Genomic DNA, 23,440 nt, shown 5'->3' on the forward strand with positions numbered 1-23,440 from the left:
CCCGCATGCAGCACGTGGACCTGTTCACCTGGCTGCGCGGCGACATCCTGGTCAAGGCCGACAAGGTCACGATGGCCAACTCACTGGAGCTGCGGGTCCCGTTCCTGGACGCGGAGGTCTTCAAGGTGGCGGCGAAGATCCCGTCCGAGGAGAAGATCACCAAGGAGACCACGAAGTACGCGCTGCGGCAGGCGATGCGGCGCATCGTGCCGGAACACGTGCTCAACCGCCGCAAGCTGGGTTTCCCGGTCCCCATCCGCCTGTGGCTCAAGGACGAGATGTACGACTGGGCCCGCCAGATCATCCTCAGTTCGGAGACGGACGAGGAGATCGACAAGACGGCGGTCATGCGGCTGCTGGAGGACCATCGCGCGGGCGCCCTGGACCACAGCAGGCGCATCTGGGCTCTGCTGGTCTACATGCTGTGGCACGGCATCTTCGTCGAGAAGACCATCCAGCCCCGCATCCCGGAACCGCACTACCCGGTGAAGCTCTAGCCAGTGACCTGGAGTGGTTTGCGCTGCTTGTTGGCGGAGACGGCGCGGTAGGGCGGTGCGATCCGGACCGCCTCCGCGGGGTCGCGGGTGGGCTGTGGCCGGCGCCGGATGCACTGGTCGCCGCAGTCGACGGTTGGTCCTCAGCGCGGGGGTGAGGTCTGGAACTGCAAGCCGTAGCGTTCGCCGACCGCCATGAGCCGTTCCAGGTCCGGCGGGGAGTCCGGCGGCGGTGGAACCTCTCTCGTCAGCGCCGGTTCGCCGATCTCGGCGAAGAACCTGTCTATACCGCCCGGCAGGTAGGTGGCCAGGAGCCGTACGGTGTCCGTCGCGGGCTCGAAGGTCTCCAGCCTGCCTGCCGGGAAGTAGAAGAAGGCTCCCGGTCCTCCCTCGACGGTCTCGTCGTTGACGTGTACGCGCGCTCTTCCCTCAAGAACGCGGATGGCCTCGGCGCCCGGGTGGGTGACCTGCTACACCGGTGGCCCGGAGGGAAACATCCGGGGTCAAGGCAGCCCTAGCGCCGGAACCGCCACGTCTTGCTGTCGAAGAGCAGGCAGATGCTCGGTGACAGCACGACCACGCGCAGCGTGCCGTCGCGTTCGTCGTAGTCGATGCCCTCGACCTCGAAGTTGCCGGAGCAGCCGCTCTGCAGCGGGAGTTGACCCAGCGAGGTGACCCGACCGGTGACGTCGGCCGCGCCGACCGGTGCCGCGAGGTCGACCTGGAGCAGCGGTTTGGTGGTGCCGAACAGCGTCCCGGCGGGGTCGTCCGAGGAGCACAGCAGCTGCGTCGCGGTCACGAAGTCGCAGCCCTGCACGTCCCGGACCGGTCGGTCGAGCCGGATCGCGGACGCGTAGGGCAGGTTCGCCGACGGGTTCGTGTGCGCGATCCCCGGCATGGGGTGCACGAGCAGGCGGGACATCGTCCCCCACTCGCCCGCCACCAGCCACCGGCCGTCCGGCGAGACCGCGGCGAACGAGTTGTTGTTCGCCTCCCACGACTCGAGGGCGTGCTGGTACTCCGTCCACGTCCCGTCCGGCGCCTCGACGCGGAACAGTTTCGCCCCTCGGTCGTCGCGCTGGTACGGCTCCACGTAGTAACCGCGTCCGGCACCCGGGTCACCCACATGGTTCCAACCGCGGCTGGACACCGACGCCGGGATGGTGCCGATCCCCGTGTAGCGGACCACCGTCCCGGACGGCCGTTCGACAACAGCGAGCCCCTGGCTTTCGTCCAGGGGCCGCGCCACGTCAGAGCCGATGGTCCGCCAGGGACCGACGTCGGCCGACGCCAGTCCGGCGAACGCGAGCATGAGCACTGCGGTGACCGCGAGAACACGCATGGTCACCAGAAGTACCAGGTGTCACCGGAAAGCGGTACCTGCCTACGGCAGAATCGGAGCGATCTCCTCGGCCGCCTCCGGCCCGTACGCCGCACCGATCCGGGACAGCGCGAGCTCCTTGTCGAGCACCCACTCCTGCGGCCCGACGGTCTCGAGCACCAGCACGGCGATGTACGACCCGAGCTGCGCGGCACGCTCCAGGCCGAGGCCCTTCTCCAGCCCGGCGAGCAGGCCGGCGCGGAACGCGTCACCGACGCCGGTCGGGTCCGCCTTCACGGTCTCCGGCACGGCGGAGACGTGGATCGAGGTGCCGGAGGCGTCGACCAGCTCGACACCCTTCTCACCGAGCGTGGTGATCCGCATGCCGACGCGCGACAGCACGTCCTGCTCCGACCAGCCGGTCTTCTGCCGCAGCAGCTCCCACTCGTAGTCGTTGCTGAACAGGTACTTGGCGCCGTCGACGAACGACCGGATCTGCTCGCCAGACATCCGCGCGAGCTGCTGCGACGGGTCGGCGGCGAACGCGTACCCGCGCGCGCGGCACTCGTCGGCGTGCCGGAGCATGGCGTCCGGGTCGTCCGGGCTGATCAGCACCAGGTCGAACCCGCCGACCTGCTCCGCGACCGGCAGCAGCTCGATGTTGCGTGCCTCGGCCATCGCGCCGGCGTAGAACGACGCGATCTGGCACATGTCGTCGTCGGTGGTGCACACGAAACGGGCGGTGTGCGCGGTCTCCGACACGTGCACGCCCGAGCAGTCCACACCGTGCCGCTCCAACCACGAGCGGTAGTCCCCGAAGTCCTCGCCCACCGCGCCGACCAGGATGGGCGAGCCGCCGAGCACACCCATGCCGAACGCGATGTTGGCACCGATCCCGCCACGCCGGACGACCAGGTCGTCGACGAGGAAGCTCAGCGAGATCCGGTGCAGCTGCTCCGCGACGAGCTGCTCGGCGAACCTGCCCGGGAAATGCATGAGATGGTCGGTCGCGATGCTTCCGGAGACGGCGACAGGCACGAGGGATTCCCCCTGATTGATGGTCGTCATGTGGGGTTGAACAGCGGTCGTCAACCGTAGTACGCCCTGACGACTCCGCCCCACCCGGGGACGCCGTTGACACTACCGGTTGGTAAGGCTGTCAACGAAATACCGTTCTATCTAAGTTCGAGTCGTGACCACACCAGAACCCGAGTCCTACGCCGAGCTGATCGCGGACTGCGCGGACATCCCGGCGGCTATCACCACCAGCGGGCGCGACCTGCCCGACCCTCGCGAACCCGCCCCATGGGAAGTCGACGAGGCGACGTTCGCGCAGGTCAGCAGCCTGGAAGAATACGTGTGACAAACGACGACGGGCCGTGACCTCCAGCGAGGTCACGGCCCGTCGTTCGTTGACTCAGTGGAACGAGTCGCCGCAGGCGCAGGAACCACCGGCGTTGGGGTTGTCGATGGTGAAGCCCTGCTTCTCGATGGTGTCGACGAAGTCGATCGTCGCGCCCTGGACGTACGGGGCACTCATCCGGTCCACGGCCACCTTCAGGCCGTTGAAGTCCCGGAACAGGTCACCGTCGAGCGTGCGCTCGTCGAAGAACAGCTGGTAGCGCAGGCCGGCACAGCCACCCGGCTGAACGGCGATGCGCAGGTGCATGTCGTCACGGCCCTCCTGGTCCAGCAGAGCCTTGGCCTTGCTGGCGGCGGCCTCCGACAGGAGCACGCCGTGCGTCTCCGTCTCGGTGGTGTTCTCCTGGGCGGTCGTCATGGTTCTCCCTCGACCTCTCCGACGTCACTACCGGGGTCAATCCCGGCCGAGCCGCCGTTATTCCCCGTCCTCTGTATCCATGGTGACACATCTCGCTGGAGCCCCGCTGTTACAGCCGCCACTGCGTCGAGACGTGCTTGGCCAGATCGCTCAGCGTGCCCGCCGGGTCGGCGAGCGAGGCCTCGGCCGAGCCGACGTGCTCGGCGACCGCGTAGGCCTGCGTCACCCCGGCCGACGCGGCGCGGCGGCGGCCGACGCTGACCTGCCCGGCCAGCACCAGGCACGGTACGCCACGTTCTGACGACGCTGCGGACACCCTGGTCACGAGCTTGCCGCGGAGTGACTGGAAGTCGAAGCTGCCCTCGCCGGTCACCACCAGCTCGGCGTGGCCGAGCGCGTCGTCGAGGCCGGTCAGCCTGCGGACCACCCCGGCGCCGGACTCGACCGTGGCGCCGAGCGCGATGAGTCCGGCCCCGAGCCCGCCGGCGGCGCCCGCGCCCGGCTCGTCGCGGATGTCACGGCCGGCGACCTTGGCGAGGATGTCCGCCCAGCGGGCGAGCGCGCGCTCGAGGCGGCGGACCGCCAGGTCGTCCGCGCCCTTCTGCGGGCCGAACACCCTGGCCGCCCCGTCCTTGCCGAGCAGTGGGTTCTCCACGTCGGAGGCCGCGACGAGCCGGACGTCACCGAGGTCGACCTGGCCGTCGAGCCGCACCGTGTCGATCAGCGGGCCACCGCCGGATCGCAGCGGCTCGCCGTCGTCACCCACAGGTGTGGCCCCGAGCGCGCGGAACATCCCAGCGCCACCGTCAGTACTGCCGGAGCCACCCAGGCCAACCACGATCGTGTGCACCTTGCGGTCCAACGCGTGTGCGATGAGCTCACCGACCCCGACCGTGCTCGCGGCGAGCGCGTCCCGTTCCTCCCGAGGCACGAGCGTCAGGCCGCACGCCTGCGCGCACTCGATGTACGCGGTGCCGTCGTGCTCGAGCCACACGGCGTCGACCGGGGTGCCGAGCGGTCCCGCGACCGTCCGGTGATGCAGGTGCCCGCTGAGCGCCGAGTGGAGCACCTCGACGAACCCCGGGCCGCCGTCTGCGAGGGGACAGAGGGTGAGCTCGTCGTCCGGCGCACCGCTGCGCCACCCGGCGGCGATGGCCTCGGCGGCCTCCGGCGCGGTCAACGTCCCACCGAAGCAGTCAGGAGCGATCAGGACCCGCATGGACAAAGCGTAGTCGGGCCTCCTTTACGCTTTGGCCTGTGAGGTTCCTTCGCCGTAAAGATGCAGAGAGCACCGACGCCGTCGACGACGCCGGTGAGGCAGCGCTCACGGAGGAGGACGACGCCAGAAGCAAGGCCCACACGCCGGGCAAGGGTCGCCCGACGCCCAAGCGCCGCGAAGCGGAGCAGCGCAAGCGCGGACCGGTCGCGCCGCCGCCACGCACCACCCGTGAGGCCATCAAGCGGGCACGTGGCAGCAAGGAGGACCGCAAGGAGCTCGCCGCCAAGCGCAAGGAGATCCGCCAGACCCAGCGTGAACGCATGATGGAGGGCGACGAGCGGTACCTGATGCCGCGCGACCGCGGCCCGGTCAAGGCCTACGTCCGCGACCTGGTCGACTCGCGCCGCAACCTGCTCGGGCTGTTCATGCCGCTCGCGGTCCTGATCTTCGTCGCGCTGCTGGTGCCCGATGCCCGGATCCAGAGCTTCACCACGCTCCTGTGCCTGCTGATGCTGGTCGCGATGATCTTCGAGGGCGTGTTGTCCGGCAACCGGATCACCCGGCGAGTGCGGCAGAAGTTCCCCAAGGAGCCGATCCGGGGCCTGTCGATCGGCTGGTATGCGTTCATCCGTGCCTCGCAGATCCGCAAGCTGCGGGTGCCGAAGCCGCGGGTGTCGCCGGGCGAGAAGATTGACTGACCTGGGGCGCGACCCGCTTCCCCTGCGGGGACGGGTGGCGCTGGTGACGGGTGCGTCCCGTCGTGCCGGCATCGGGTACGCCGTGTGCCGGCGGCTGGCCGCGTACGGGGCGAGCGTGTTCGTACACCACTTCAGCCCGCACGACGCGACGCAGCCATGGGGCGCGGACGAGGTCACCTCGGTCGTCGACGGGGTGCGGTCCGCACTCGCCGACCCGGCCGCGCGTGTCGCGGACATGTCGGCGGACCTGGCCGACCCCGCGATGCCAGCTCACCTGGTGTCCTCAGCGGTGGCCGAGCTTGGCGGGCTGGACATCCTGGTGTGCAACCAGGCACTGTCCGGTTCGGACGGTCCACTGTCGACCATGACCGCCGCGAGGCTGGACGCGCACTGGACGGTCAACGCGCGGGCGTCGATCCTGCTGGCCCGCGCCTTCGCCGACCTCGGCCGGCCGGGACGGCTGATCTTCCTGACCTCCGGGCAGAACGAGGGCCCGATGCCGGACGAGGTGGCGTACGCGGCGAGCAAGGGCGCGCTGTGGTCGATCACGGCGACCCTGGCGGACGGACTGGCGGACCAGGGCGTCACGGTGAACGCGGTGAACCCGGGCCCTGTCGACACCGGCTACGCCCCGCCGGACGCGCGGGCGGCGGTGGCGGCCCGTTTTCCCGGCGGCGACTGGGGCACCCCGGACGACCCGGCACGCCTGATCGCCTGGCTGGCGACGGACGAGGCCCGCTGGATCACCGGACAGGTGATCAACACCGAGGGCGGCTTCCGCCGCTGGTGAGCGGGCTGGGGCTGGCCTCCGGCCCCCGGTTCCATCCTCCCACGGCATACCGACAGTCGTGGTCCGCGAAGATCGTCAGCGGTGAAGTTGTCCACAGGCGACGCGGTTGTCCACAGGTCGACACTCGGCGCCGGACCTGGAGTAGGTCCAGCGTTAGGTTTGGGGCATGGAGTTTCGTCGTCTTGGCCGCAGCGGCCTCAACGTCAGTGAGATCTCGTACGGCAACTGGATCACGCACGGGTCGCAGGTGGAGGAGGAGCAGGCACACGCGTGTGTGAAGGCCGCGCTCGACGCCGGCATCACGACCTTCGACACAGCCGACGTGTACGCGAACACGCGTGCCGAGTCGGTGCTCGGCCGGGCGCTGGCGGGACAGCGCCGGGAGAGCCTGGAGATCTTCACGAAGGTGTTCTGGCCGACCGGGCCCGGCGGCCCGAACGACAAGGGGCTGGGGCGCAAGCACATCATGGAGTCGGCCAACGCCTCCCTTCAGCGGCTGCAGACCGACTACCTCGACCTGTACCAGGCGCACCGCTACGACCACAGCGTGCCGCTGGAAGAGACCATGCTCGCGTTCGCCGACCTCGTGCGGGCCGGCAAGGTGCTCTACATCGGGGTCTCGGAGTGGACCGCCGACCAGATCACCGCGGGTGCCGAGCTCGCCCGTGAGCTGAAGGTCCCGTTCATCTCGAACCAGCCGCAGTACTCGATGCTGTGGCGGGTCATCGAGGGCGAGGTTGTGCCGGCGAGCGAGGCGGCCGGGATCAGCCAGATCGTGTGGTCGCCGATCGCGCAGGGCGTGCTCACCGGCAAGTACCTGCCCGGCCAGGCGCCGCCGGCGGGCTCCCGCGCGACCGACGAGAGCGGCGGCAAGTTCGTCAGCCGCTTCCTGTCACGGGACGGCCTGCTGGAGGCCGTCCAGCAGCTCAAGCCGATCGCCGAGGAGGCGGGTCTGTCACTGGCGCAGCTCGCGATCGCCTGGGTGCTGCAGAACCAGAACGTGGCCTCGGCGATCATCGGCGCCACCCGGCCAGAGCAGGTCGTTGAGAACGTGGCGGCGGCCGGCAAGACGCTCGACGCCGACGTGCTGAAGAAGATCGACGACGTTCTCGACGGGCACGTGGAGCGCGACCCGTCGCTCACGCACGCTAGTTCTCCCGGGGGTGCAGGCTCATAGGTCCGTACACGACCTCGCCGTCACACAGGAGGGTCACCTCGTCGACGCCTTCGTCGACGAGGTCCCGCCAGTGCTCGCTCAACCACTCCTCCGCGGCGGGTTGATCGGCGAACACGAGCGACGAGTCATGGCTCCAGCGGTACTCCACGACATCGCAAGATAGCGTGCGGCCGTGGCAACACTGGTGCTCGGCGGTGCGCGTTCCGGCAAGTCGGCGCACGCGGAAGGGCTCATGCCCGCGGAGGCGACGTACGTGGCGACCGCCCGGGTCGACCCGGCCGACGAGGAGTGGCAGGAACGGATCGCCGTCCACGTCGCCCGCCGACCACCTGGTTGGCGCACGGTGGAGCCACCGGACCTGCCGGCCTACCTGGCCACGGCGGCGGGCCCGGTCATCGTCGACGACGTCGCGACGTGGCTGACCGGCGTGATGGACGACGAGGGCGCGTGGGACGGCACGCTCGACGGGGTGCGACGGGAGTGCGACCGGCTGGTCACGGCGGTGGCTGAGTGCCGGGCGGAATTGGTGCTGGTGTCCGCTGAGGTCGGCCTCGGCGTGGTGCCCTCGACGCGTTCTGGCAGGCTCTTCCGCGACCAGCTTGGCGCGCTCAACGCGGGCCTCGCGGAACGGTGCGCTTCGGTGGTGCTGCTGGTGGCAGGCATCCCCCTGCGCCTGCGGTGATGTGGTGCGACCTGGAGGGACATGCCATGGAGTTCGGTGTCGTCAGCCCGCCCGACGAGGCCGTGCGGCAGGCCGCAGAAGAACGGCACGCGCGACTGACGAAGCCACGCGGGTCGCTCGGCCGGCTGGAGGAGCTGGGCACGTGGCTCGCCGCGTGCCAGGGCCAGTGCCCGCCCCGCCCGCTGAGCCGCCCGAGGGTGATCGTGTTCGCGGGTGACCACGGGGTCGCCGCGAAGGGCGTGTCGGCGTACCCGAGCGAGGTCACCGCGCAGATGGTGGCGAACTTCCAGGCGGGCGGCGCGGCCATCAACGTGCTGGCGGGGGTCGCTGGCGCGACGGTCCGCGTGGTGGACATGTCGGTGGCCGTGGACACGGCGGCCGGCACCCACAAGGTCCGCCGGTCGAGCGGCGCGATCGACCACGAGGACGCACTGTCCGAAGAGGAGGTCGAAGCGGCACTGGCCGCGGGCCGCGCGATCGCCGACGAGGAGGTCGACGCGGGCGCGGACCTGCTGGTGGCCGGCGACATGGGCATCGGCAACACCACCCCCGCTGCGGTCCTGGTCGCCGCGATCACCGGCACGGAACCGGTGGCGGTGGTCGGCCGCGGCACCGGCATCGACGACCAGACGTGGATGCGCAAAACCGCCGCGATCCGCGACGCGCTGCGGCGTGCCAAGCCGGTGACCGCGGACCCGGTGGCGCTGCTCCGCACCGCCGCGGGCGCCGACATCGCGGCCATGGCGGCCTTCCTGGCACAGGCAGCGATCCGCCGTACCCCGGTGGTGCTGGACGGCGTCGTCTCGGGCGCGGCCGCACTCCTGGCGGAGGAACTGGCCCCGGGCGCACGAGCGTGGTGGGTGGCGGGCCACCGCTCCACCGAGCCGTCACACACCCTGGTGCTGGAACAACTGGACCTGAAACCACTGCTGGAAATGAACATGCGCCTTGGCGAAGGCTCGGGCGCCACGGCCGCGATCCCCCTCCTGACGATGGCCGTCCGGGTACTGACCGACATGGCCACGTTCGAGGACGCGGGAGTGAGCGGCCCAGCAGAGGACGCCGCGACACCCGCCGAAGCGGACGCCGCGCCGAGTCCGGAGAACAGCGCGGACCCCACCCAGGAGACGGCGCCGTTGACAACCGACGCGCGACCCACCACCGAACCGGACACGACCCCCGTCCCAGCCTCCGACGCGACGCCGACGAGCGCGCAGCCAAACGGCAACCTGGACGCAGGGCTGCCTGCCAACGCACCAACCGCGACCGGCACCGAAGGCTTCACGGAAACCGCACCGCGAGCCAACGACGAACCGGGCAACCCCGCCACCACCTCCTCACTAACCACCAACCCGGCCACGACGGACACCGAAAGCCCCGAAAGCGCCTCGCAACCCCACACTGAGCCAGGCACGTCTTCCTCACCGCCCGCTGACACAACGCCAGCGACCGGCGACGAACCGGGCGACCCCGGGGCCACCAAATCTCCCAACCACCCGGCCGCCACCCCCGCCCCACCGGCGAGCACCGAACCAGGCAGCGCCTCCCCACCAGCTTCTGACGTCACCGACCGCGACTGATGTTCGCCGGGGTGCGGCTCGCCTTCTCCTGGCTCACCGTGCTTCCGGTGGGGGTTGGCCGGGTGGATCGCGCTCTCGCGGGGGCGGCCATCTCGGCCGCGCCGGTCGTCGGGTTCGTTCTCGGGGCGGCCGCAGCCGGGCTGCTGCTCCTGCTCGATCTGCTCGGGATCGGCGGGCTGCTCGCCGGTTTCCTCGTCGTCGGGTTTCTCGCGCTCGTCACGCGGGGGATGCACCTCGACGGGCTCGCCGACACCGCGGACGGGCTCGGCTCCTACAAGGATGCCGACCGGGCGCTCGCCATCATGCGCGACGGGCCGGTCGGGCCGTTCGGGGTCGTCGCCCTCGTGCTCGTGCTCGGGACGCAGGCCGCCGCGATCGACGGCTGGTTCTCACTCGTTCTCGCCGTCACCACAGGGCGGGTCGCGTTCGTCCTGTGCTGCCGGCACGGCACGAAGGCAGCGCGAAGCGAAGGGCTGGGCGCGCTCGTCGCGGGCAGCCAGCCCCTCGCCACGCCGATCCTGTGGCTGGTCGCGCTGCTACTCATCTCGCCGCTCGCGGACCTCGGCCATCCATACCGGGGCCCGGTGGCGATCGTCGTCGCCACCGGGCTTGTCCTACTACTGAGCCAGCACACGGGGCGACGCCTGGGCGGCATCACCGGTGATGTGCTGGGCGCCGCCTGCGAGATCGCCACGACGGCCGTCCTGGTGATCAGTTGACCGGATCGCTCCGCAAGCTCGGCTCAGGAGAATGGATCGCTCCGCAAGCTCCGCTCAGGAGAGCCTGGTCAACCACCCGTGTCTGTCCGGTGCGGTGCCGCGCTGGATGGCGGTCAGCGCGTCCCGCAGCCGCATCGACACCTCGCCGGAGCGGCCGCCGTTGATGGTGAACGAGCCACCCGCGTGCTTCACCGACCCGACGGGCGTGATCACCGCCGCCGTGCCGCACGCGAAGACCTCGGTCAGCTCACCGGACTCGACCTTCTTCTCCCACTCCTCGGTGGAGATCCGGCGCTCCTCGACCGCGTAGCCCAGTTCGCTGGCCAGCGAAAGGATCGAGCTCCGGGTGATGCCGGCCAGCAGCGTCCCGGTCAGCTCCGGGGTGACCACTCTGGCGTCGGCGCCCGAGCCGAAGACGAAGAACAGGTTCATCCCGCCCATCTCCTCGACCCACCGGCGCTCGATCGCGTCCAGCCACACCACCTGGTCGCAGCCCTGCTCGGCCGCCTGCGCCTGCGCGATCAGTGACGCCGCGTAGTTGCCGCTGAACTTGGCGGCGCCGGTGCCGCCGGGTGCGGCACGCACGTACTCGGTCGACAGCCAGACGCTCACCGGCTTGATCCCGCTCGCGAAGTACGAGCCGGCCGGCGAGGCGATCAGCAGGTACAGGTACTCGGCGGAGGGCCGCACCCCCAGACCCACCTCGGTCGCGATCATGTAGGGCCGCAGGTACAGCGACTCCTCGTCCTCGGTCGGCACCCACCGGCCGTCAACGGCGATCAGTTCGCGCAGCGAGCCGAGGAACAGCTCGTCCGGGACGGCCGGCATCGCGAGCCGGTGCGCGGACTTGCGGAACCGTGCCGCGTTCGCCTCGGGGCGGAACGCCTGGATGGAGCCGTCGGCATGGCGGTACGCCTTGAGTCCTTCGAAGATCGCCTGGCCGTAGTGCAGCACCATGGCCGCGGGGTCCAACGCGATCGGGCGGTACGGTTCGACCGTCGCCCCGTGCCAACCGTCAGCTCGGGTCCAGCGTGCGGTCACCATGTGGTCGGTGAAATGCACCCCGAAACCCGGGTTGGCCAACACTTCCGCGATCCGTTCCGGGGTCGCCGGCGCCGGATGGGGAGTCCTGGTGAATGACTGGGTCATGTGAGCACCGTAACTCTCCTCGGGCCGTTCAGAGAATCGGCAGTTCGACTGTTTGACGTCCTACTATGCCCGATTCCTTCGCGCGACCAGCACGCGGATTACCGCTTCACCCAGTAGAAGCACGGCCGCGACGGCCAGTGTGTACTCGGGGTCGAGCAACAACGCGCCGAGCGCGGCGACCCCGGCCGCGAACGCGACGACGCGCGCCGGCCGGACGGGCGCGAGGTCACGGATGTCGCCGAGCACGCCGCGAAGCGCGAACACGCACGCCACGGTCACCCCGATGGCGAGCAGCCCCTCGATCCCGGCCGCGTCCGCCGCCGCGAGCGCGTCCCGCAGCGGCGCCGGCGACAGCGCGAGCCGCTCCCCGCCGAGCTGCCACAGCACCGCGACGGTCGTCGTCATGGTCATCACGAGCACGACCCCGGCGACCGCGACCCCCTCGCGCCGGCCCACGACCGGCGACCCGGCGAAGCACACGTACAGCAGTACCGCCGCCGGCAGCAGCCCGAGCGGCTCGTCGGTGCCTGGCGCGTCCACCGGTGGGGCCACGGCCAGCTCGACCGGCGTGATCGCGAAGCACGCCACCACGACCACGACGAGCACGCCGACCACGACCACAGCGGCGACCCGGTCCACCACTCCGGGCAGCGGCGGCGCCAGCAGCACGACGGCCGCGACCACGACGACGAACGCGACGGCGCCGACCTCCGAGCCGCCGAGCACGTACCGGCTGAAGGCGGAAGCGGCCGCGGCGGCGGCGGCAATCCTTCCCAGTATTCCCACTACCACCGCCGACCCGTCCACCGAAGCGTCCTGAGTAGACAGTGCGAAGAGGATCGAGAGGGCCGCGGCGAGCGCCATCCCGGCCACCAGCCACCAGCCCGCGAGCGCGGCGGCAGGCGTCAGACCAAGGAAAAGTCCGGCGCCCAACCTCGACACGACCCCACGTGCGACGCGGTCGGCGGTAGATATCGGTTGGGTCACGACGCACACGGTGTCAGACCGAGCGGACCCACCTGACGGTGGGCAGCCCAGAAACAAGTAGTTAGCATGCGTCAACAACTCGAACCGACAGGAGCTTTCGTTGACCGCGCCCAAGCTGTCACTGACCACCACCACGGCTGACGAGGCCACCGCGGACGCGGTGATCATCGGAACCGTGCAGGACAGTGCGGGCGTCGCGCTGGCGCCGGGGAGCGAGCGGGTCGACGCCGCGTTCGGCGGCGACCTCGCCGAGATCCTGCGCACCGTCGGAGCCACCGGCAAACAGGACGAGATCGTGAAGCTCCCGGGCATGGGGCGGATCCCGGCCGGGCTCGTGGTCGCCGCAGGACTCGGCAGGTCCAATGGCGACGGGCCGACCGCGGAACAGGTGCGCCGCGCCTCGGGTGCCGCGGCCCGCGCGCTCACCGGCACCAGGCGCGCCGTCACCACCCTGTCCACTGTGGACCTGCACGCCGCCGTGGAGGGCACGCTGCTCGGCGCGTACCGGTTCACCGAGTACCGCTCGGACAAGGGTGACGCGCCGGTCGAGCGGGTGGACGTCGTGGCACCGGAGGCCGGGGCCGCCAAGGAGCACCGCGCCACGCTCAAGGCAGCGACCGCCATCGCGGAGGCCGTGCGCACCGCCCGTGACTTCATCAACACGCCGCCCAACGACCTGTACCCGGCGACCTTCGCGGACCGCGCGGCCGCGCTCGTGAAGGACGCCGGACTGTCGGTCGAGATCCTCGACGAGAAGGCGCTGCGCAAGGGCGGCTACGGAGGCCTGCTCGGTGTCGGTTCCGGCTCGGCGCGGCCGCCGCGCCTCGTGCGGATCTCCTACCAGGGCCCGAAGGCACGCAAGAAGATCGCGCTCGTCGGCAAGGGCATCACGTTCGACACCGGCGGTATCTCGATCAAGCCGGCGGCCTCCATGGACGAGATGTCCTCGGACATGTCCGGCGCCGCGGCGGTCGTGGCGCTGATGGTGCTCGCCGCGAAGCTCAAGTACCCGCTGGAGATCGTCGCGACCGTGCCGATGGCGGAGAACATGCCGGGCGGCTCGGCGTACCGGCCGGGTGACGTGCTGACCATCTACGGCGGCAAGACGGTCGAGGTGCTGAACACCGACGCGGAGGGCCGGCTGATCCTCGCCGACGCGTTCGTGCGGGCATGCGAGGACGGGCCGGACTATCTGATCAACGTGGCGACGCTGACCGGCGCGCAGATGGTCGCGCTCGGCCGCCGCACCGCGGGCCTCCTGGGCTCCGACGACCTCCGCGACCGGGCCGCGGCGCACGCCAAGGCCACCGGCGAGGGCGGCTGGCCGATGCCGATGCCGGAGGAGCTGCGCGGCGACCTCGAATCGAAGCTCGCCGACCTCGCGAACGTCACCGGCCACCGGTGGGGCGGCATGCTCGCCGCGGGCATCTTCCTGCGGGAGTTCGTCGCCGAGGGCGTGCCGTGGGTGCACTTCGACATCGCCGGCCCGGCCTTCAACGCCGGCGGCCCATGGGGCTACACCGCGAAGGGCGGCACGGGAGTCCCGGTACGCACGATCGCCGCACTGCTGGCGGACATCGCCGACAACGGCTGACGGGCGCTCCTGGATGTCCTGAAGGCAACTTCAGGACTTTCGGCCTCGATCCACCGATGATCTTGTCGGGTGTCGCACCTTGCGAGAGTTGTGGGCCTGGTCAGGCGCTTCGCGGGCGTCGGGCACTGCGCGCGCACCCGCGGTGTCCCGAAAGACGCGTTCGGGACACCGCCTATCTCTCCAAAGACCCGCTGATGACGTTCAACGACCCGAAAGCGTCTTTCAAGACAGCGCCGTGGCCCGCCGGATCCACAGAACCGCGCGGGCAGCATGATCATCGGTGGATCTGGGTTCAGCATCCTGAAGGGCACCGTCGGGACGTCGGCCACCGCTGCGACACTGGCCACCATGAAAGCCGAGCACGAGTTCTTCGCGGTCGACCAGGTGCCGTGGCGGGTCGATGCCAACGCGTCGACGGTGGATGAGCGTGTGCTGAGCCGTGGTGAGGACGACGGCAGTCTCACCAGGATCGCCCGCTGGGCGCCGGGCACGGACACGTCCGCCGCCGGCGTGATCCGGCACGACTATTTCGAGGAGGTCTACCTCCTCGACGGTGAGCTGCACGACCTGACGCTGGGGCGCACGTTCACCGCCGGCCACTACGCCTCCCGGCCACCGGGCATGCCCCACGGTCCCTACCGCACCGAAACCGGCTGCACGATGCTGGAGATTCGCTATCGTTGATCAACGGCCGGGAAAGGTCTCTCAGGGCACCTGCCACAGGAACGGTCGCTCGTCGGTGCCCGACCAGGCGACCGAGCCGAGCGGCACGCGTGCGGGCACGACGAACACGGCGCAGACCGTGAACCGTCCGGAGGCCGTGCCGACCGCGCATCCGTTGCGGTCCGACACCAGCCGCGCGGACACCGGCTGCGACCGGTCGTCGCGCAGCAGCAGGCGGCCGGCCAGGTCCGGCACGGACACCCCGGCCGACGACTCGACGACCGCCCGCACCAACACGGCCCGGTGTCCCGGTCGATCCACGACCTCGGCGTCGACGTACGCGCTCGGCTTGGCGACCACGTCGATGATCGCCGCGTTCACCACGTTCTCGCCGACCCACAGCGGCCGCACGACGCCCGGGGGCAGGGCCGGGCCGACCACGGGGCCGCCCGCCTCGGTGGCGCCGTCCCCGTCGAACGGCACCATCGCGCCGACCTGCTCGTCGCCGGAGACCCTGGAGATCACGACCGCGCGGACCGGGGTGCGCGCCGACACCGCGAAGGCGAGGCACTGGCGCAACTGGTCCCCCGCCTCGAGGGTGGCTGGGGTCTCGGTGGGACACGGCAGCGGCACGTCACGGACCGGGGCGATCAGCAGCCCGCGGTCGTCGACCACGAAGGTGTCCCGGAGGTAGTACGGGGCCGCGGTCTCCGCCCGTGCCCGGATCGACGAGTCGACGAGCACCCACCGCATGCCCTGTGGCGGTCGTCCCGCCCCGGCGTCGACGAGGTCGTCGGTGGCCGGGTCGATCACCTCGCGCACGGTCCAGTCGACGTCGATGGCGCCGTCGAACACCCGCACCGGCGCACCGAGCTTGCCGGTGAGCAGCCCGTCGCCGGGCCTGCCGTCCCGGACCAGCTCTTCGCCCACCGCGGGTGAGTTCAGCGCGAACCGCTCGGTGGCCGCGAGCGCGTCGCCGGTGACCGCGTCGGCGGGCCGCAGGACGATGCCGTAGCCGACCGCGATGGCGGCGAACGCCACCGCGACGACGAGCGCGACCATGGAACGCGCGCCCGGCGGCGGCTCGGCGTGCCGTCTGCGGCGGCGGGGGCGCGCGTTGGCCCGTGCGGCCGGTTGGGGCGCCGGCTCGGGCGCCGGGCCCGGGGTGTCCTCATGCGACACCGCGACCGCGCAGGCGCCGAGCGCCACGATGGCCTCCGGCTGCTCGTCCAGCTGGATGTGCGTCGGGAGGACCTCGGCGAGCTTGCGTCGCAGGAGGGGAATCCGCGCCGACCCGCCGGCGAGCTGCAGTGCGGTCAACTCGTAGGCCTCGACCCCGGACCGGACGATCGTGCGCAGCGTGAACGCGGCGACCCGGTCGAGGTCGGCGTGCAGCACGCGCTCCATGTCCTCGCGGGTGAGCATGATCCCGGGCAGCCCGCCCGGCAGGCGCAGCTCCACCTGCTCGTGGCGGGACAACAGCTCCTTGGCCCGCTGCACCTCCCGCCGGAACGCGACGAGCTCCCGCAGCTGCACGAGGCTGACCCGGCCCGGCGCGCTCGTGTCGACGAGCCGGTCCGCGAGACCGGGCACCGTGCGCCGCAGGTGGTCGATGATCCGCTGGTCGAGGTCGTCGCCACCGAGGTCCGGGATGGACGCGTACCCGATCAGGACGATCCCGGTCGTCTCCCGCCGCACCACGGCGACGTCACAGGTGCCGCCGCCGACGTCGAGCACGCCGAGCACGGCCCCGAGCGGGAACCGGTCCGCGCCGTCCACGCCGACCTGGCCGCGGGTGGCGAACCACACGCCGGCGCCGACGGGTTCGGCGATCGTGCTGATCTGGGGCGCCAGGTCCTCGGCCGCGGCCAGCAGAGCACCGCGCTCACGCGATCCCCAGCTCGCGGGGTGGGTCAGCACCAGGTGGTCGACGGGCGCACCGGCGACGGACGCCGCCGCCCGCACGGCCCGAGCCAGGATGGCGAGCACCACGGTCGGGATCGGCACCACCGTGTTGCCGAGCAGCACCTCACGCTCGGCGATGCGCGCCTTGGCCCGGCTCTCGAGCCGGGACAGGTCGACGGCGGCCATCTGCAGGGCGTCGTGACCGACGACGAGCGAGTCGTCGCCAGTGAGGAACACCGCGGACGGCAGAAACGGCTCACCGTCCACATTGACCACCCTGGGCGGCCCACCGGGCGTGTGCACCACGGTGACGGTGTGCGAACTGCCGAAGTCGACTACAGCAGTAACGCTCACATATTCCTCACCTGTACGAAGGGGATCCGGCGACAGCTTGTCAGACCAATGGAGAGTTGTGGAGAGCGAATGTCGAGCCGGTAACCGAACCCGACCCGTCACAGTCTCTGAATAGAACGGTGTAGCAGATAACTACTCGTATGAGTAACTCTCCTGCATCCGCCATCGCACATACCCCCACCTGGGGTAATCCGTTGGTACAACCCTGACGTGGAGGCATGGACACGTCTATACCATTGGCCGACTAGTCCATACGGGTGAAGATTTTACGGGCCCTGACCACGGCCCGTAACGGGGGTGTCAGCCGCGCCCCTCGCGCTTCTGCCGTTCCTGGTATTCCCGCATGCGCTTCGGATAACCGACGCGCTCGACTTCGTAGAACGGCATTCCGCGTTTCCTCGCGAACTCGCGGGCGGCGTCGAAGTTCGCGATGCGCCGCCTCGTCCACTCACCGTCGTGAGCGACCAGCACGACGGTGGTGTCGGTCACGTGGGTGCGGGGCTCCAGGTACGCCTCCACGCCGCGACGCGCGGCGGCCCACTCCTCCAGGTGCGCGGTGTCGGCCTTCGTGGCGGAACGCATCTGTCCCTGCCCGCTCTTCCGGCGGAACAAGCCCACGACCTACCTCCAGTGTGAGAACTGTCCCAACTCATTGTGCCTGTGCGGCCTCCTCGCAAGCCTGCCGCACGAAGTGACAAGATGATGTGTGGTTGCCCGGAAACACCGCGGCGGCCCGTCCATGTCGAGGGAGATCCCGTGAGCGATACCTCCGCTGACCTCGTGATCCTGGGCGGCGGTTCCGGTGGCTACGCGTGCGCGTTCCGCGCCGCTGGGCTCGGACTGTCCGTGGTCCTGGTCGAGAAGGACAAGCTGGGCGGCACGTGCCTGCACCGCGGCTGCATCCCGACCAAGGCCCTGCTCCACGCGGCCGAGGTGGCGGACCTGGCGCGCGAGGGCGACCAGTTCGGCGTGAAGTCCTCGCTGGAGGGCATCGACATCGCCGGGGTCAACTCGTACAAGGACGGCGTCGTCGCCGGCCTGTACAAGGGCCTGCAGGGCCTGGCGAAGGCGAACAAGGTCACGGTCGTCGAGGGCGCGGGCAGGTTCGTGGCGCCCAACGCCGTCGAGGTGGACGGGCAGCGGTACACGGGCCGCGACGTGGTCCTCGCCACCGGCTCGTACGCCAAGACGCTGCCCGGCCTCGAGCTCGGCGGCCGGATCATCACCAGCGACCAGGCGGTCCACCTCGACTACGTCCCGCAGAGCGTCGTGGTGCTCGGCGGTGGCGTGATCGGCGTCGAGTTCGCGAGCGTGTGGGCGTCGTTCGGCGCGGACGTGACCATCGTGGAGGCGCTTCCCCGGCTGGTGCCGCTCGAGGACGAGTGGGCCTCCAAGCAGCTGGAACGGGCCTTCCGCAAGCGGGGCATCAAGTACAAGACCGGGGTCCGGTTCACCGGTGCGTCTCAGAATGAGACCGGCGTTACGGTGTCGCTGGAGTCCGGCGAGACGATCGAGGCCGGGACCCTGCTCGTCGCGGTCGGCCGGGGCCCCAACAGCGCGGGCCACGGCTACGAGGAGGCCGGCGTCACGATGGAGCGCGGGTTCGTGCTCACCGACGACCGGCTGCGCACCAACCTGGACAACGTCTACGCCGTCGGCGACCTGGTGCCGGGCCTGCAGCTCGCGCACCGCGGGTTCCAGCACGGCATCTTCGTCGCCGAGGAGATCGCCGGGCAGTCGCCCCGGCCGGTCGAGGAGGCCGGCATCCCGCGGGTCACCTACTGCAAGCCGGAGGTCGCGTCCGTCGGTCTCACCGAGGCGCAGGCCAAGGAGAAGTTCGGCGGCGCGGACACCTACACGTACGCGTTGAGCGGCAACGGGAAGAGTCAGATCCTGAAGACCGCGGGCGGCGTCAAGCTCGTCAAGGCGCCGGACGGCCCCGTGGTGGGCATCACGATGGTCGGCGAGCGCGTTGGCGAGCTCGTCGGGGAAGCACAGTTGATCTACAACTGGGAGGCCTACCCGGAGGACGTCGCGCCGCTCATCCACGCCCACCCCACCCAGACCGAGGCGCTGGGCGAGGCATTCCTCGCTCTGGCAGGCAAGCCACTGCACGTGCACGGCTGAGCCCACATAGCCACATAAGTTCAAGGAGTCAGCAAAACCATGGCGTTCTCCGTCCAGATGCCGGCGCTCGGCGAGAGTGTCACCGAGGGCACTGTCACCCGGTGGCTCAAGCAGGTGGGCGACACCGTCGAGGTCGACGAGCCGTTGCTGGAGGTGTCCACCGACAAGGTCGACACCGAGATCCCGTCCCCGGCGGCCGGTGTCCTGCAGAAGATCGTCGCCGAGGAGGACGAGACGGTCGAGGTCGGCGCCGAGCTCGCGGTGATCGGCGACTCCGCCGAGGACACGGGCGGTTCGGACGACTCGGGTGACTCGGCGCCCGCCGCCGAGCCCGTGGCCGACGACCCGCAGCCGGAGCCCCAGGCAGAAGCCGAAGCAGAGGCCGAGCCCGAGCCGGCGGCCGCCCCCGCGTCGTCGGGTGACGGCACGCCGGTGACCATGCCCGCGCTCGGCGAGAGCGTGACCGAGGGCACTGTCACCCGGTGGCTCAAGCAAGTGGGCGACACCGTCGAGGTCGACGAGCCGTTGCTGGAGGTGTCCACCGACAAGGTCGACACCGAGATCCCGTCCCCGGTCGCCGGCACCCTGCTGGAGATCACCGCGGGCGAGGACGAGACCGTCGAGGTCGGCGGCCAGCTCGCGGTCGTGGGTTCCGGCAGCCCGGCGCCAGCGCAGGAGGCCCCGAAGCCCGAGCCGAAGCCGGAACCCGAGCCCGAGCCCGAGCCGACGCCCGCCCCGAAGCAGGAAGCTCCCAAGCAGGAGGCACCCAAGCCGGCACCGAAGCCGGAGCCCGCGCCGAAGCCGGCGCCACGGCCCGCGGCCGAGGAGAACGGCGCGGCACGTGGCGACGGTCCGTACGTCACGCCGCTGGTGCGCAAGCTCGCCGCCGAGCACGACGTGGACCTGTCCGCGCTGCGGGGCAGCGGCGTCGGTGGCCGCATCCGCAAGCAGGACGTGCTGGCCGCGGCCGAGGCCGCGAAGCAGCCGGCTCCCGCCGCTGCCGCACCGGCCGCCAGGCCGAGCGCACCCGCGGCGCCTGCCGCCGACCTGCGTGGCAAGACCGAGAAGATGAGCCGCCTGCGGCAGACGGTGTCCCGCCGCATGGTCGAGTCGCTGCAGACCGCCGCGCAGCTCACCCAGGTCGTCGAGGTCGACGTCACCAAGATCGCCAAGCTGCGGTCCCGCGCGAAGACCGCGTTCGAGGCACGTGAGGGCGTGAAGCTCACGTTCCTGCCGTTCTTCGCCAAGGCCACGGTCGAGGCGCTCAAGCAGCACCCGAAGCTGAACGCGTCGATCAACGACGAGACCAAGGAGGTGACCTACCACGGCGCCGAGCACCTCGGCATCGCGGTGGACACCGACCGCGGCCTGCTGACCCCGGCCATCCACAACGCGGGTGACCTGAGCGTGGCCGGTCTCGCCCACAAGATCGCCGACATCGCCGAGCGCACCAGGTCGAACAAGATCACGCCGGACGAGCTGTTCGGCGCCACGTTCAACCTCACCAACCTGGGCAGCCAGGGCGCGCTGTGGGACACCCCGATCCTCCAGCTGCCGCAGGTCGGCATCCTGGGCGTCGGCCTGGTCGTCAAGCGGCCGGTGGTGGTCACCGACCAGGACGGCAACGACACCATCGCGATCCGGTCGATGATGTACCTGGCGCTGACCTACGACCACCGTCTCGTCGACGGCGCGGACGCGGGCCGGTTCCTGACCACCATCAAGAACCGCTTGCAGGAAGGCAACTTCGAGGGCGAACTCGGCTTGTGAGAATCATGGTGGCCGGTGCGTCCGGCATGATCGGATCCGCGCTCGTCAAGGAGCTGCGGACAGCCGGTCACGAGGTGCTCCGACTGGTCCGGCGTGTCCCGACCGCGGCGGACGAACGTCGCTGGGACCCGCCGGCCGGCCGCATCGACGACGGTGCGCTGGCCGGCGCGGACGCCGTGGTGAACCTGTGCGGCGCGCCGGTGGCGAACCGCAGGTGGAGCCACGCGCGCCGGCAGGTGCTGGTGAACAGCCGGGTCGAGCCGACCGAGGTGCTGGCCGCGGCCGTCGCCGAGCAGGACATCCCGCTGCTCGTGAACGCGTCCGCGGCCGGCTACTACGGCGACAAGGGTGACCAGGTCGTCGAGGAGTCCGCGCCGAGGGGCACCGGTTTCCTCGCCGACCTGGTACATGGCTGGGAGGCGGCCACACAGCGGGCCTCGGAGGCAGGCGCCCGAGTGGTGCTGCTGCGGACCGGCCACGTGCTCGCGCGCCGCGGCGGGCTCATGGGCATGCTCAAGCCATTGTTCAAGGTCGCGCTCGGCGGTCGCCTCGGCAACGGTCGCCAGTACATGCCGTGGATCCACGTCGACGACCAGGTGGCGGCCATGCGGCACCTGATCGAGCAGGACACGGTGTCTGGCGCGGTGAACGTCTGCTCCCCCAACCCGGTCACCAACGCGGAGTTCACGGCGGCGCTCGGCCGCGCGGTCCACCGCCCGGCACCGTGGTTCGCCCCGGCGCCGGCGATCAAGCTGGCGATCGGCGACGGGGACGGCGAAACCCTTTACAGCCAGCGGATGATCCCGACCGTGCTGACGGCGAACGGCTTCACCTTCCGCCACCCCAACCTGGACGAAACGCTGTCGTCCCTGCTCACGTAGCCCATCTACTCTGTCGCTTGTGGACAGCGTAGGGTCAGGTGGGTGAGTTCCTGTCGCGCGTCTGGCGCTCCCGTGCATGTCCGCGAGCTCGGCACGATCGACTACCTCGACGCGTGGAATCTCCAACGTGAGTTGGCGACCGCGCGCGCCGAGGACACCGGGCCCGACACGCTGCTGCTGCTGGAACACCCGTCCGTGTACACGGCTGGCAAGCGCACGGAGGCCGACGAACGCCCCGACGACGGCACCCCGGTCGTGGACGTCGACCGCGGCGGCAAGATCACCTGGCACGGCCCCGGACAGCTGGTCGGCTACCCCATCGTGAAGCTCGCCGACCCGATCGACGTGGTGCACTACGTCCGACGCGTGGAACAGGCTTTGATCACGGTGTGCGACGAGCTGGGCGTGCGCACGGGCCGCGTCGAGGGCCGCAGCGGCGTCTGGCTACCGGCCGACGACCACCGCCAGGAACGCAAGATCGCGGCCATCGGCATCCGCGTCCAACGCGGCGTGACCATGCACGGCTTCGAAATCAACTGCGACGCCGACCTGACCGCGTTCGAGCGCATCGTCCCGTGCGGCATCCGCGACGCTGGCGTGACGTCCCTGTCCGCCGAACTGGGCCGCCCGGTGACCGTCGCCGAGGTGTCACCACTCGCGGAGAAGTACGTACTCGCGGCCCTGGAAGGCGAACTGCCGGTAGAGGACCGCTGGCTCCCCCGCTGGACCCCCACGAGCCCAGGCGTGAACTTCGAGCTCGCGCAGTATTAGACGGCCGCCTACGCCTTCGGCGGCGGCCTCGGGTCGGTTTGCTTAGGTGGTTGCGGGCTGGTGTAAGTGGTCGTCTGCCGTAGGTGGTCGCGTGACGATGCCCGCGGCCAGGGGCTCGTTCCTCACCCCTGCCCTTGGCATCGTGCGGCGGCAGCCCTCGCCAAAGACTGGCGACCTCAGCACACTTCCGAAACTCGCTTCAGCCGTCCGGGTCGCTAGGCCGAGGGCACTAGCCGGCGCAGCAGGCGTTCCACCGGGTTGCTGCGGCACCGGTTGGGCGCGGACTTCTGCAGCGCCACGAAGGCGGCGCCGATCGACGCCTCCTCCGCCGCCGAGTCGTCCGCCTCGGTGAGCCCAGCGGCCCGTGCGAGCAGGCGGTACTCCGCCTCCACCAGTGGCCACACAGCGGGGTCGTCCGCGTACTGGTCCAGCAGTGCCCGCAGGTCGGCGTTGTCCGTGGCGGTGCGGCGCCATGCCTCGCCGACCGCGTCCACCGGGTCGCCGGCCGACAGCTCGGCCAGCTCGACGCGTGCGGTCAGCCGCTGGAGCCACCGGTGCCGCAGCGCCAGCAGCAGCTCACGCTCGTCCGGGAAGGCGTCGCTCGCCCGTAGTTCCCCCTGCTCGACCGCGGCGTTCAGCGCGTCCCTGCGGCGGTAGAAGTCTTGCCACCCCATGGTCTTCTCCCCTGCCATGATCGCGGTCATACCGTTGGTCTTCGACATACCATCGGTATGGTCGAACAACGTCAACGTACCACCGGTATGTGTTTGGTATGTGTC

At 70.6% G+C, this 23,440-nt stretch carries 23 protein-coding genes and 2 pseudogenes; 14 read left to right on the plus strand and 11 right to left on the minus strand.

What is annotated here, in order from left to right; all coding sequences use genetic code 11:
* A partial coding sequence (locus VF106_RS26500; RefSeq protein WP_330842558.1) for an asparagine synthase-related protein occupies positions 1–497 on the plus strand: 497 nt, incomplete at its 5' end.
* A 140-nt stretch (positions 498–637) separates the two neighbouring features.
* Here the strand turns inward: VF106_RS26500 and VF106_RS50985 are convergent.
* From VF106_RS50985 to VF106_RS26510, 3 genes and pseudogenes are all read right to left on the minus strand, one after another.
* Positions 638–946: pseudogene (locus tag VF106_RS50985) on the minus strand (cupin domain-containing protein); the annotation flags it as partial.
* Between the two features lie 62 nt (positions 947–1,008).
* The gene (locus tag VF106_RS26505; protein ID WP_414639065.1) at positions 1,009–1,836 is read right to left on the minus strand and encodes a hypothetical protein; all 828 of its coding nucleotides are present in this window, start codon (positions 1,834–1,836) and stop codon (positions 1,009–1,011) included.
* 42 nt (positions 1,837–1,878) lie between these two features.
* The gene (locus VF106_RS26510) at positions 1,879–2,811 is read right to left on the minus strand and encodes a carbohydrate kinase family protein (protein WP_414639066.1); all 933 of its coding nucleotides are present in this window, start codon (positions 2,809–2,811) and stop codon (positions 1,879–1,881) included.
* Positions 2,812–3,007: 196 nt separating this feature from the next.
* Between VF106_RS26510 and VF106_RS26515 the strand changes: the two genes are divergently transcribed.
* The gene (locus VF106_RS26515; protein WP_330842560.1) at positions 3,008–3,178 is read left to right on the plus strand and encodes a hypothetical protein; all 171 of its coding nucleotides are present in this window, start codon (positions 3,008–3,010) and stop codon (positions 3,176–3,178) included.
* Between the two features lie 54 nt (positions 3,179–3,232).
* Here VF106_RS26515 and VF106_RS26520 read toward each other — a convergent pair whose 3' ends face one another.
* Together VF106_RS26520 and VF106_RS26525 are read right to left on the minus strand one after the other, a co-directional pair.
* Positions 3,233–3,595 carry a HesB/IscA family protein gene (locus VF106_RS26520; RefSeq protein WP_330842561.1) on the minus strand — a complete coding sequence of 121 codons (363 nt, stop codon included), beginning with the start codon at positions 3,593–3,595 and terminating at the stop codon, positions 3,233–3,235.
* Positions 3,596–3,704: 109 nt separating this feature from the next.
* A complete protein-coding gene (locus tag VF106_RS26525; protein ID WP_330842562.1) occupies positions 3,705–4,814 on the minus strand; it encodes a glycerate kinase family protein in 1,110 nt (369 codons plus the stop codon).
* A 38-nt stretch (positions 4,815–4,852) separates the two neighbouring features.
* On the opposite strand from VF106_RS26525, the gene VF106_RS26530 reads away from it, so the two are divergent.
* The 3 genes from VF106_RS26530 (at position 4,853) to VF106_RS26540 (ending at position 7,479) form a co-directional block, all read left to right on the plus strand.
* The gene (locus VF106_RS26530) at positions 4,853–5,512 is read left to right on the plus strand and encodes a DUF3043 domain-containing protein (RefSeq protein ID WP_330842563.1); all 660 of its coding nucleotides are present in this window, start codon (positions 4,853–4,855) and stop codon (positions 5,510–5,512) included.
* Positions 5,505–6,302: an SDR family oxidoreductase gene (locus VF106_RS26535; protein ID WP_330842564.1), complete on the plus strand. Its 798-nt coding sequence runs from the start codon at positions 5,505–5,507 to the stop codon at positions 6,300–6,302. The genes VF106_RS26530 and VF106_RS26535 overlap by 8 nt, the downstream gene beginning before the upstream one ends.
* Positions 6,303–6,468: 166 nt before the next feature.
* A complete protein-coding gene (locus VF106_RS26540) occupies positions 6,469–7,479 on the plus strand; it encodes an aldo/keto reductase family protein (protein WP_330842565.1) in 1,011 nt (336 codons plus the stop codon).
* Here the strand turns inward: VF106_RS26540 and VF106_RS26545 are convergent.
* Positions 7,451–7,627 carry a hypothetical protein gene (locus tag VF106_RS26545; protein WP_330842566.1) on the minus strand — a complete coding sequence of 59 codons (177 nt, stop codon included), beginning with the start codon at positions 7,625–7,627 and terminating at the stop codon, positions 7,451–7,453. The two genes, VF106_RS26540 and VF106_RS26545, sit on opposite strands and share 29 nt — an antisense overlap.
* Positions 7,628–7,651: 24 nt before the next feature.
* Between VF106_RS26545 and VF106_RS26550 the strand changes: the two genes are divergently transcribed.
* The 3 genes and pseudogenes from VF106_RS26550 (at position 7,652) to VF106_RS26560 (ending at position 10,460) form a co-directional block, all read left to right on the plus strand.
* On the plus strand, positions 7,652–8,161 hold the full coding sequence (locus VF106_RS26550; RefSeq protein ID WP_330842567.1) for a bifunctional adenosylcobinamide kinase/adenosylcobinamide-phosphate guanylyltransferase: 510 nt from the start codon (positions 7,652–7,654) through the stop codon (positions 8,159–8,161).
* Between the two features lie 26 nt (positions 8,162–8,187).
* Positions 8,188–9,234 (plus strand): annotated as a pseudogene (gene cobT / locus VF106_RS26555) (nicotinate-nucleotide--dimethylbenzimidazole phosphoribosyltransferase); the annotation flags it as partial.
* A gap of 506 nt (positions 9,235–9,740) precedes the next feature.
* Complete coding sequence (locus VF106_RS26560; protein ID WP_330842568.1) at positions 9,741–10,460, plus strand: adenosylcobinamide-GDP ribazoletransferase; 720 nt, start codon at positions 9,741–9,743, stop codon at positions 10,458–10,460.
* Between the two features lie 54 nt (positions 10,461–10,514).
* Here the strand turns inward: VF106_RS26560 and VF106_RS26565 are convergent, their stop codons facing one another.
* Together VF106_RS26565 and VF106_RS26570 are read right to left on the minus strand one after the other, a co-directional pair.
* The gene (locus VF106_RS26565; protein WP_330842569.1) at positions 10,515–11,609 is read right to left on the minus strand and encodes a branched-chain amino acid aminotransferase; all 1,095 of its coding nucleotides are present in this window, start codon (positions 11,607–11,609) and stop codon (positions 10,515–10,517) included.
* Between the two features lie 63 nt (positions 11,610–11,672).
* Complete coding sequence (locus VF106_RS26570; protein ID WP_330842570.1) at positions 11,673–12,596, minus strand: hypothetical protein; 924 nt, start codon at positions 12,594–12,596, stop codon at positions 11,673–11,675.
* Between the two features lie 100 nt (positions 12,597–12,696).
* On the opposite strand from VF106_RS26570, the gene VF106_RS26575 reads away from it, so the two are divergent.
* Entirely contained in the window at positions 12,697–14,190 is a 1,494-nt protein-coding gene (locus VF106_RS26575; RefSeq protein ID WP_330842571.1) for a leucyl aminopeptidase, read from the plus strand.
* A 348-nt stretch (positions 14,191–14,538) separates the two neighbouring features.
* A complete protein-coding gene (locus VF106_RS26580; RefSeq protein ID WP_330842572.1) occupies positions 14,539–14,874 on the plus strand; it encodes a cupin domain-containing protein in 336 nt (111 codons plus the stop codon).
* 21 nt (positions 14,875–14,895) lie between these two features.
* On the opposite strand, the gene VF106_RS26585 is transcribed toward VF106_RS26580, so the two are convergent.
* Both VF106_RS26585 and VF106_RS26590 read right to left on the minus strand, forming a co-directional pair.
* Positions 14,896–17,112: an Hsp70 family protein gene (locus VF106_RS26585; RefSeq protein ID WP_330842573.1), complete on the minus strand. Its 2,217-nt coding sequence runs from the start codon at positions 17,110–17,112 to the stop codon at positions 14,896–14,898.
* 300 nt (positions 17,113–17,412) lie between these two features.
* Complete coding sequence (locus VF106_RS26590) at positions 17,413–17,694, minus strand: oxidoreductase (RefSeq protein ID WP_330842574.1); 282 nt, start codon at positions 17,692–17,694, stop codon at positions 17,413–17,415.
* Between the two features lie 174 nt (positions 17,695–17,868).
* Here VF106_RS26590 and lpdA point away from each other — a divergent pair, with 174 nt between their 5' ends.
* The 4 genes from lpdA to lipB are packed head-to-tail and all read left to right on the plus strand — an operon-like array spanning position 17,869 to position 22,661.
* Positions 17,869–19,239 carry a dihydrolipoyl dehydrogenase gene (lpdA, locus tag VF106_RS26595; RefSeq protein WP_330842575.1) on the plus strand — a complete coding sequence of 457 codons (1,371 nt, stop codon included), beginning with the start codon at positions 17,869–17,871 and terminating at the stop codon, positions 19,237–19,239.
* A gap of 39 nt (positions 19,240–19,278) precedes the next feature.
* The gene (gene sucB / locus VF106_RS26600; protein ID WP_330842576.1) at positions 19,279–21,009 is read left to right on the plus strand and encodes a 2-oxoglutarate dehydrogenase, E2 component, dihydrolipoamide succinyltransferase; all 1,731 of its coding nucleotides are present in this window, start codon (positions 19,279–19,281) and stop codon (positions 21,007–21,009) included.
* Positions 21,006–21,890, plus strand: a complete 885-nt coding sequence (locus tag VF106_RS26605) for a TIGR01777 family oxidoreductase (protein WP_330842577.1) — start codon at positions 21,006–21,008, stop codon at positions 21,888–21,890. Before sucB ends, VF106_RS26605 begins: the two co-directional genes overlap by 4 nt.
* Before the next feature lie 42 nt (positions 21,891–21,932).
* On the plus strand, positions 21,933–22,661 hold the full coding sequence (gene lipB, locus VF106_RS26610) for a lipoyl(octanoyl) transferase LipB (protein WP_330842578.1): 729 nt from the start codon (positions 21,933–21,935) through the stop codon (positions 22,659–22,661).
* Positions 22,662–22,876: 215 nt separating this feature from the next.
* Here lipB and VF106_RS26615 read toward each other — a convergent pair whose 3' ends face one another.
* The gene (locus VF106_RS26615) at positions 22,877–23,383 is read right to left on the minus strand and encodes a hypothetical protein (protein WP_330842579.1); all 507 of its coding nucleotides are present in this window, start codon (positions 23,381–23,383) and stop codon (positions 22,877–22,879) included.
* Between the last annotated feature and the right edge of the window lie 57 nt (positions 23,384–23,440).

It is taken from the genome of Actinophytocola sp. (genome assembly GCF_036378875.1).
GTDB lineage: Bacteria > Actinomycetota > Actinomycetes > Mycobacteriales > Pseudonocardiaceae > Actinophytocola.

What these genes read in the sequence shown, in the direction of transcription:
- VF106_RS26520 (WP_330842561.1), bottom strand. Translation starts at nt 3,595, where the DNA reads ATGACGACCGCCCAGGAGAACACCACCGAGACGGAGACGCACGGCGTG.
- VF106_RS26510 (WP_414639066.1), bottom strand. Translation starts at nt 2,811, where the DNA reads ATGCATTTCCCGGGCAGGTTCGCCGAGCAGCTCGTCGCGGAGCAGCTG.
- VF106_RS26560 (WP_330842568.1), top strand. Translation starts at nt 9,741, where the DNA reads ATGTTCGCCGGGGTGCGGCTCGCCTTCTCCTGGCTCACCGTGCTTCCG.
- VF106_RS26540 (WP_330842565.1), top strand. Translation starts at nt 6,469, where the DNA reads ATGGAGTTTCGTCGTCTTGGCCGCAGCGGCCTCAACGTCAGTGAGATC.
- VF106_RS26590 (WP_330842574.1), bottom strand. Translation starts at nt 17,694, where the DNA reads ATGCGTTCCGCCACGAAGGCCGACACCGCGCACCTGGAGGAGTGGGCC.
- sucB (WP_330842576.1), top strand. Translation starts at nt 19,279, where the DNA reads ATGGCGTTCTCCGTCCAGATGCCGGCGCTCGGCGAGAGTGTCACCGAG.
- VF106_RS26580 (WP_330842572.1), top strand. Translation starts at nt 14,539, where the DNA reads ATGAAAGCCGAGCACGAGTTCTTCGCGGTCGACCAGGTGCCGTGGCGG.
- VF106_RS26565 (WP_330842569.1), bottom strand. Translation starts at nt 11,609, where the DNA reads ATGACCCAGTCATTCACCAGGACTCCCCATCCGGCGCCGGCGACCCCG.
- VF106_RS26525 (WP_330842562.1), bottom strand. Translation starts at nt 4,814, where the DNA reads ATGCGGGTCCTGATCGCTCCTGACTGCTTCGGTGGGACGTTGACCGCG.
- VF106_RS26505 (WP_414639065.1), bottom strand. Translation starts at nt 1,836, where the DNA reads ATGCGTGTTCTCGCGGTCACCGCAGTGCTCATGCTCGCGTTCGCCGGA.
- VF106_RS26615 (WP_330842579.1), bottom strand. Translation starts at nt 23,383, where the DNA reads ATGTCGAAGACCAACGGTATGACCGCGATCATGGCAGGGGAGAAGACC.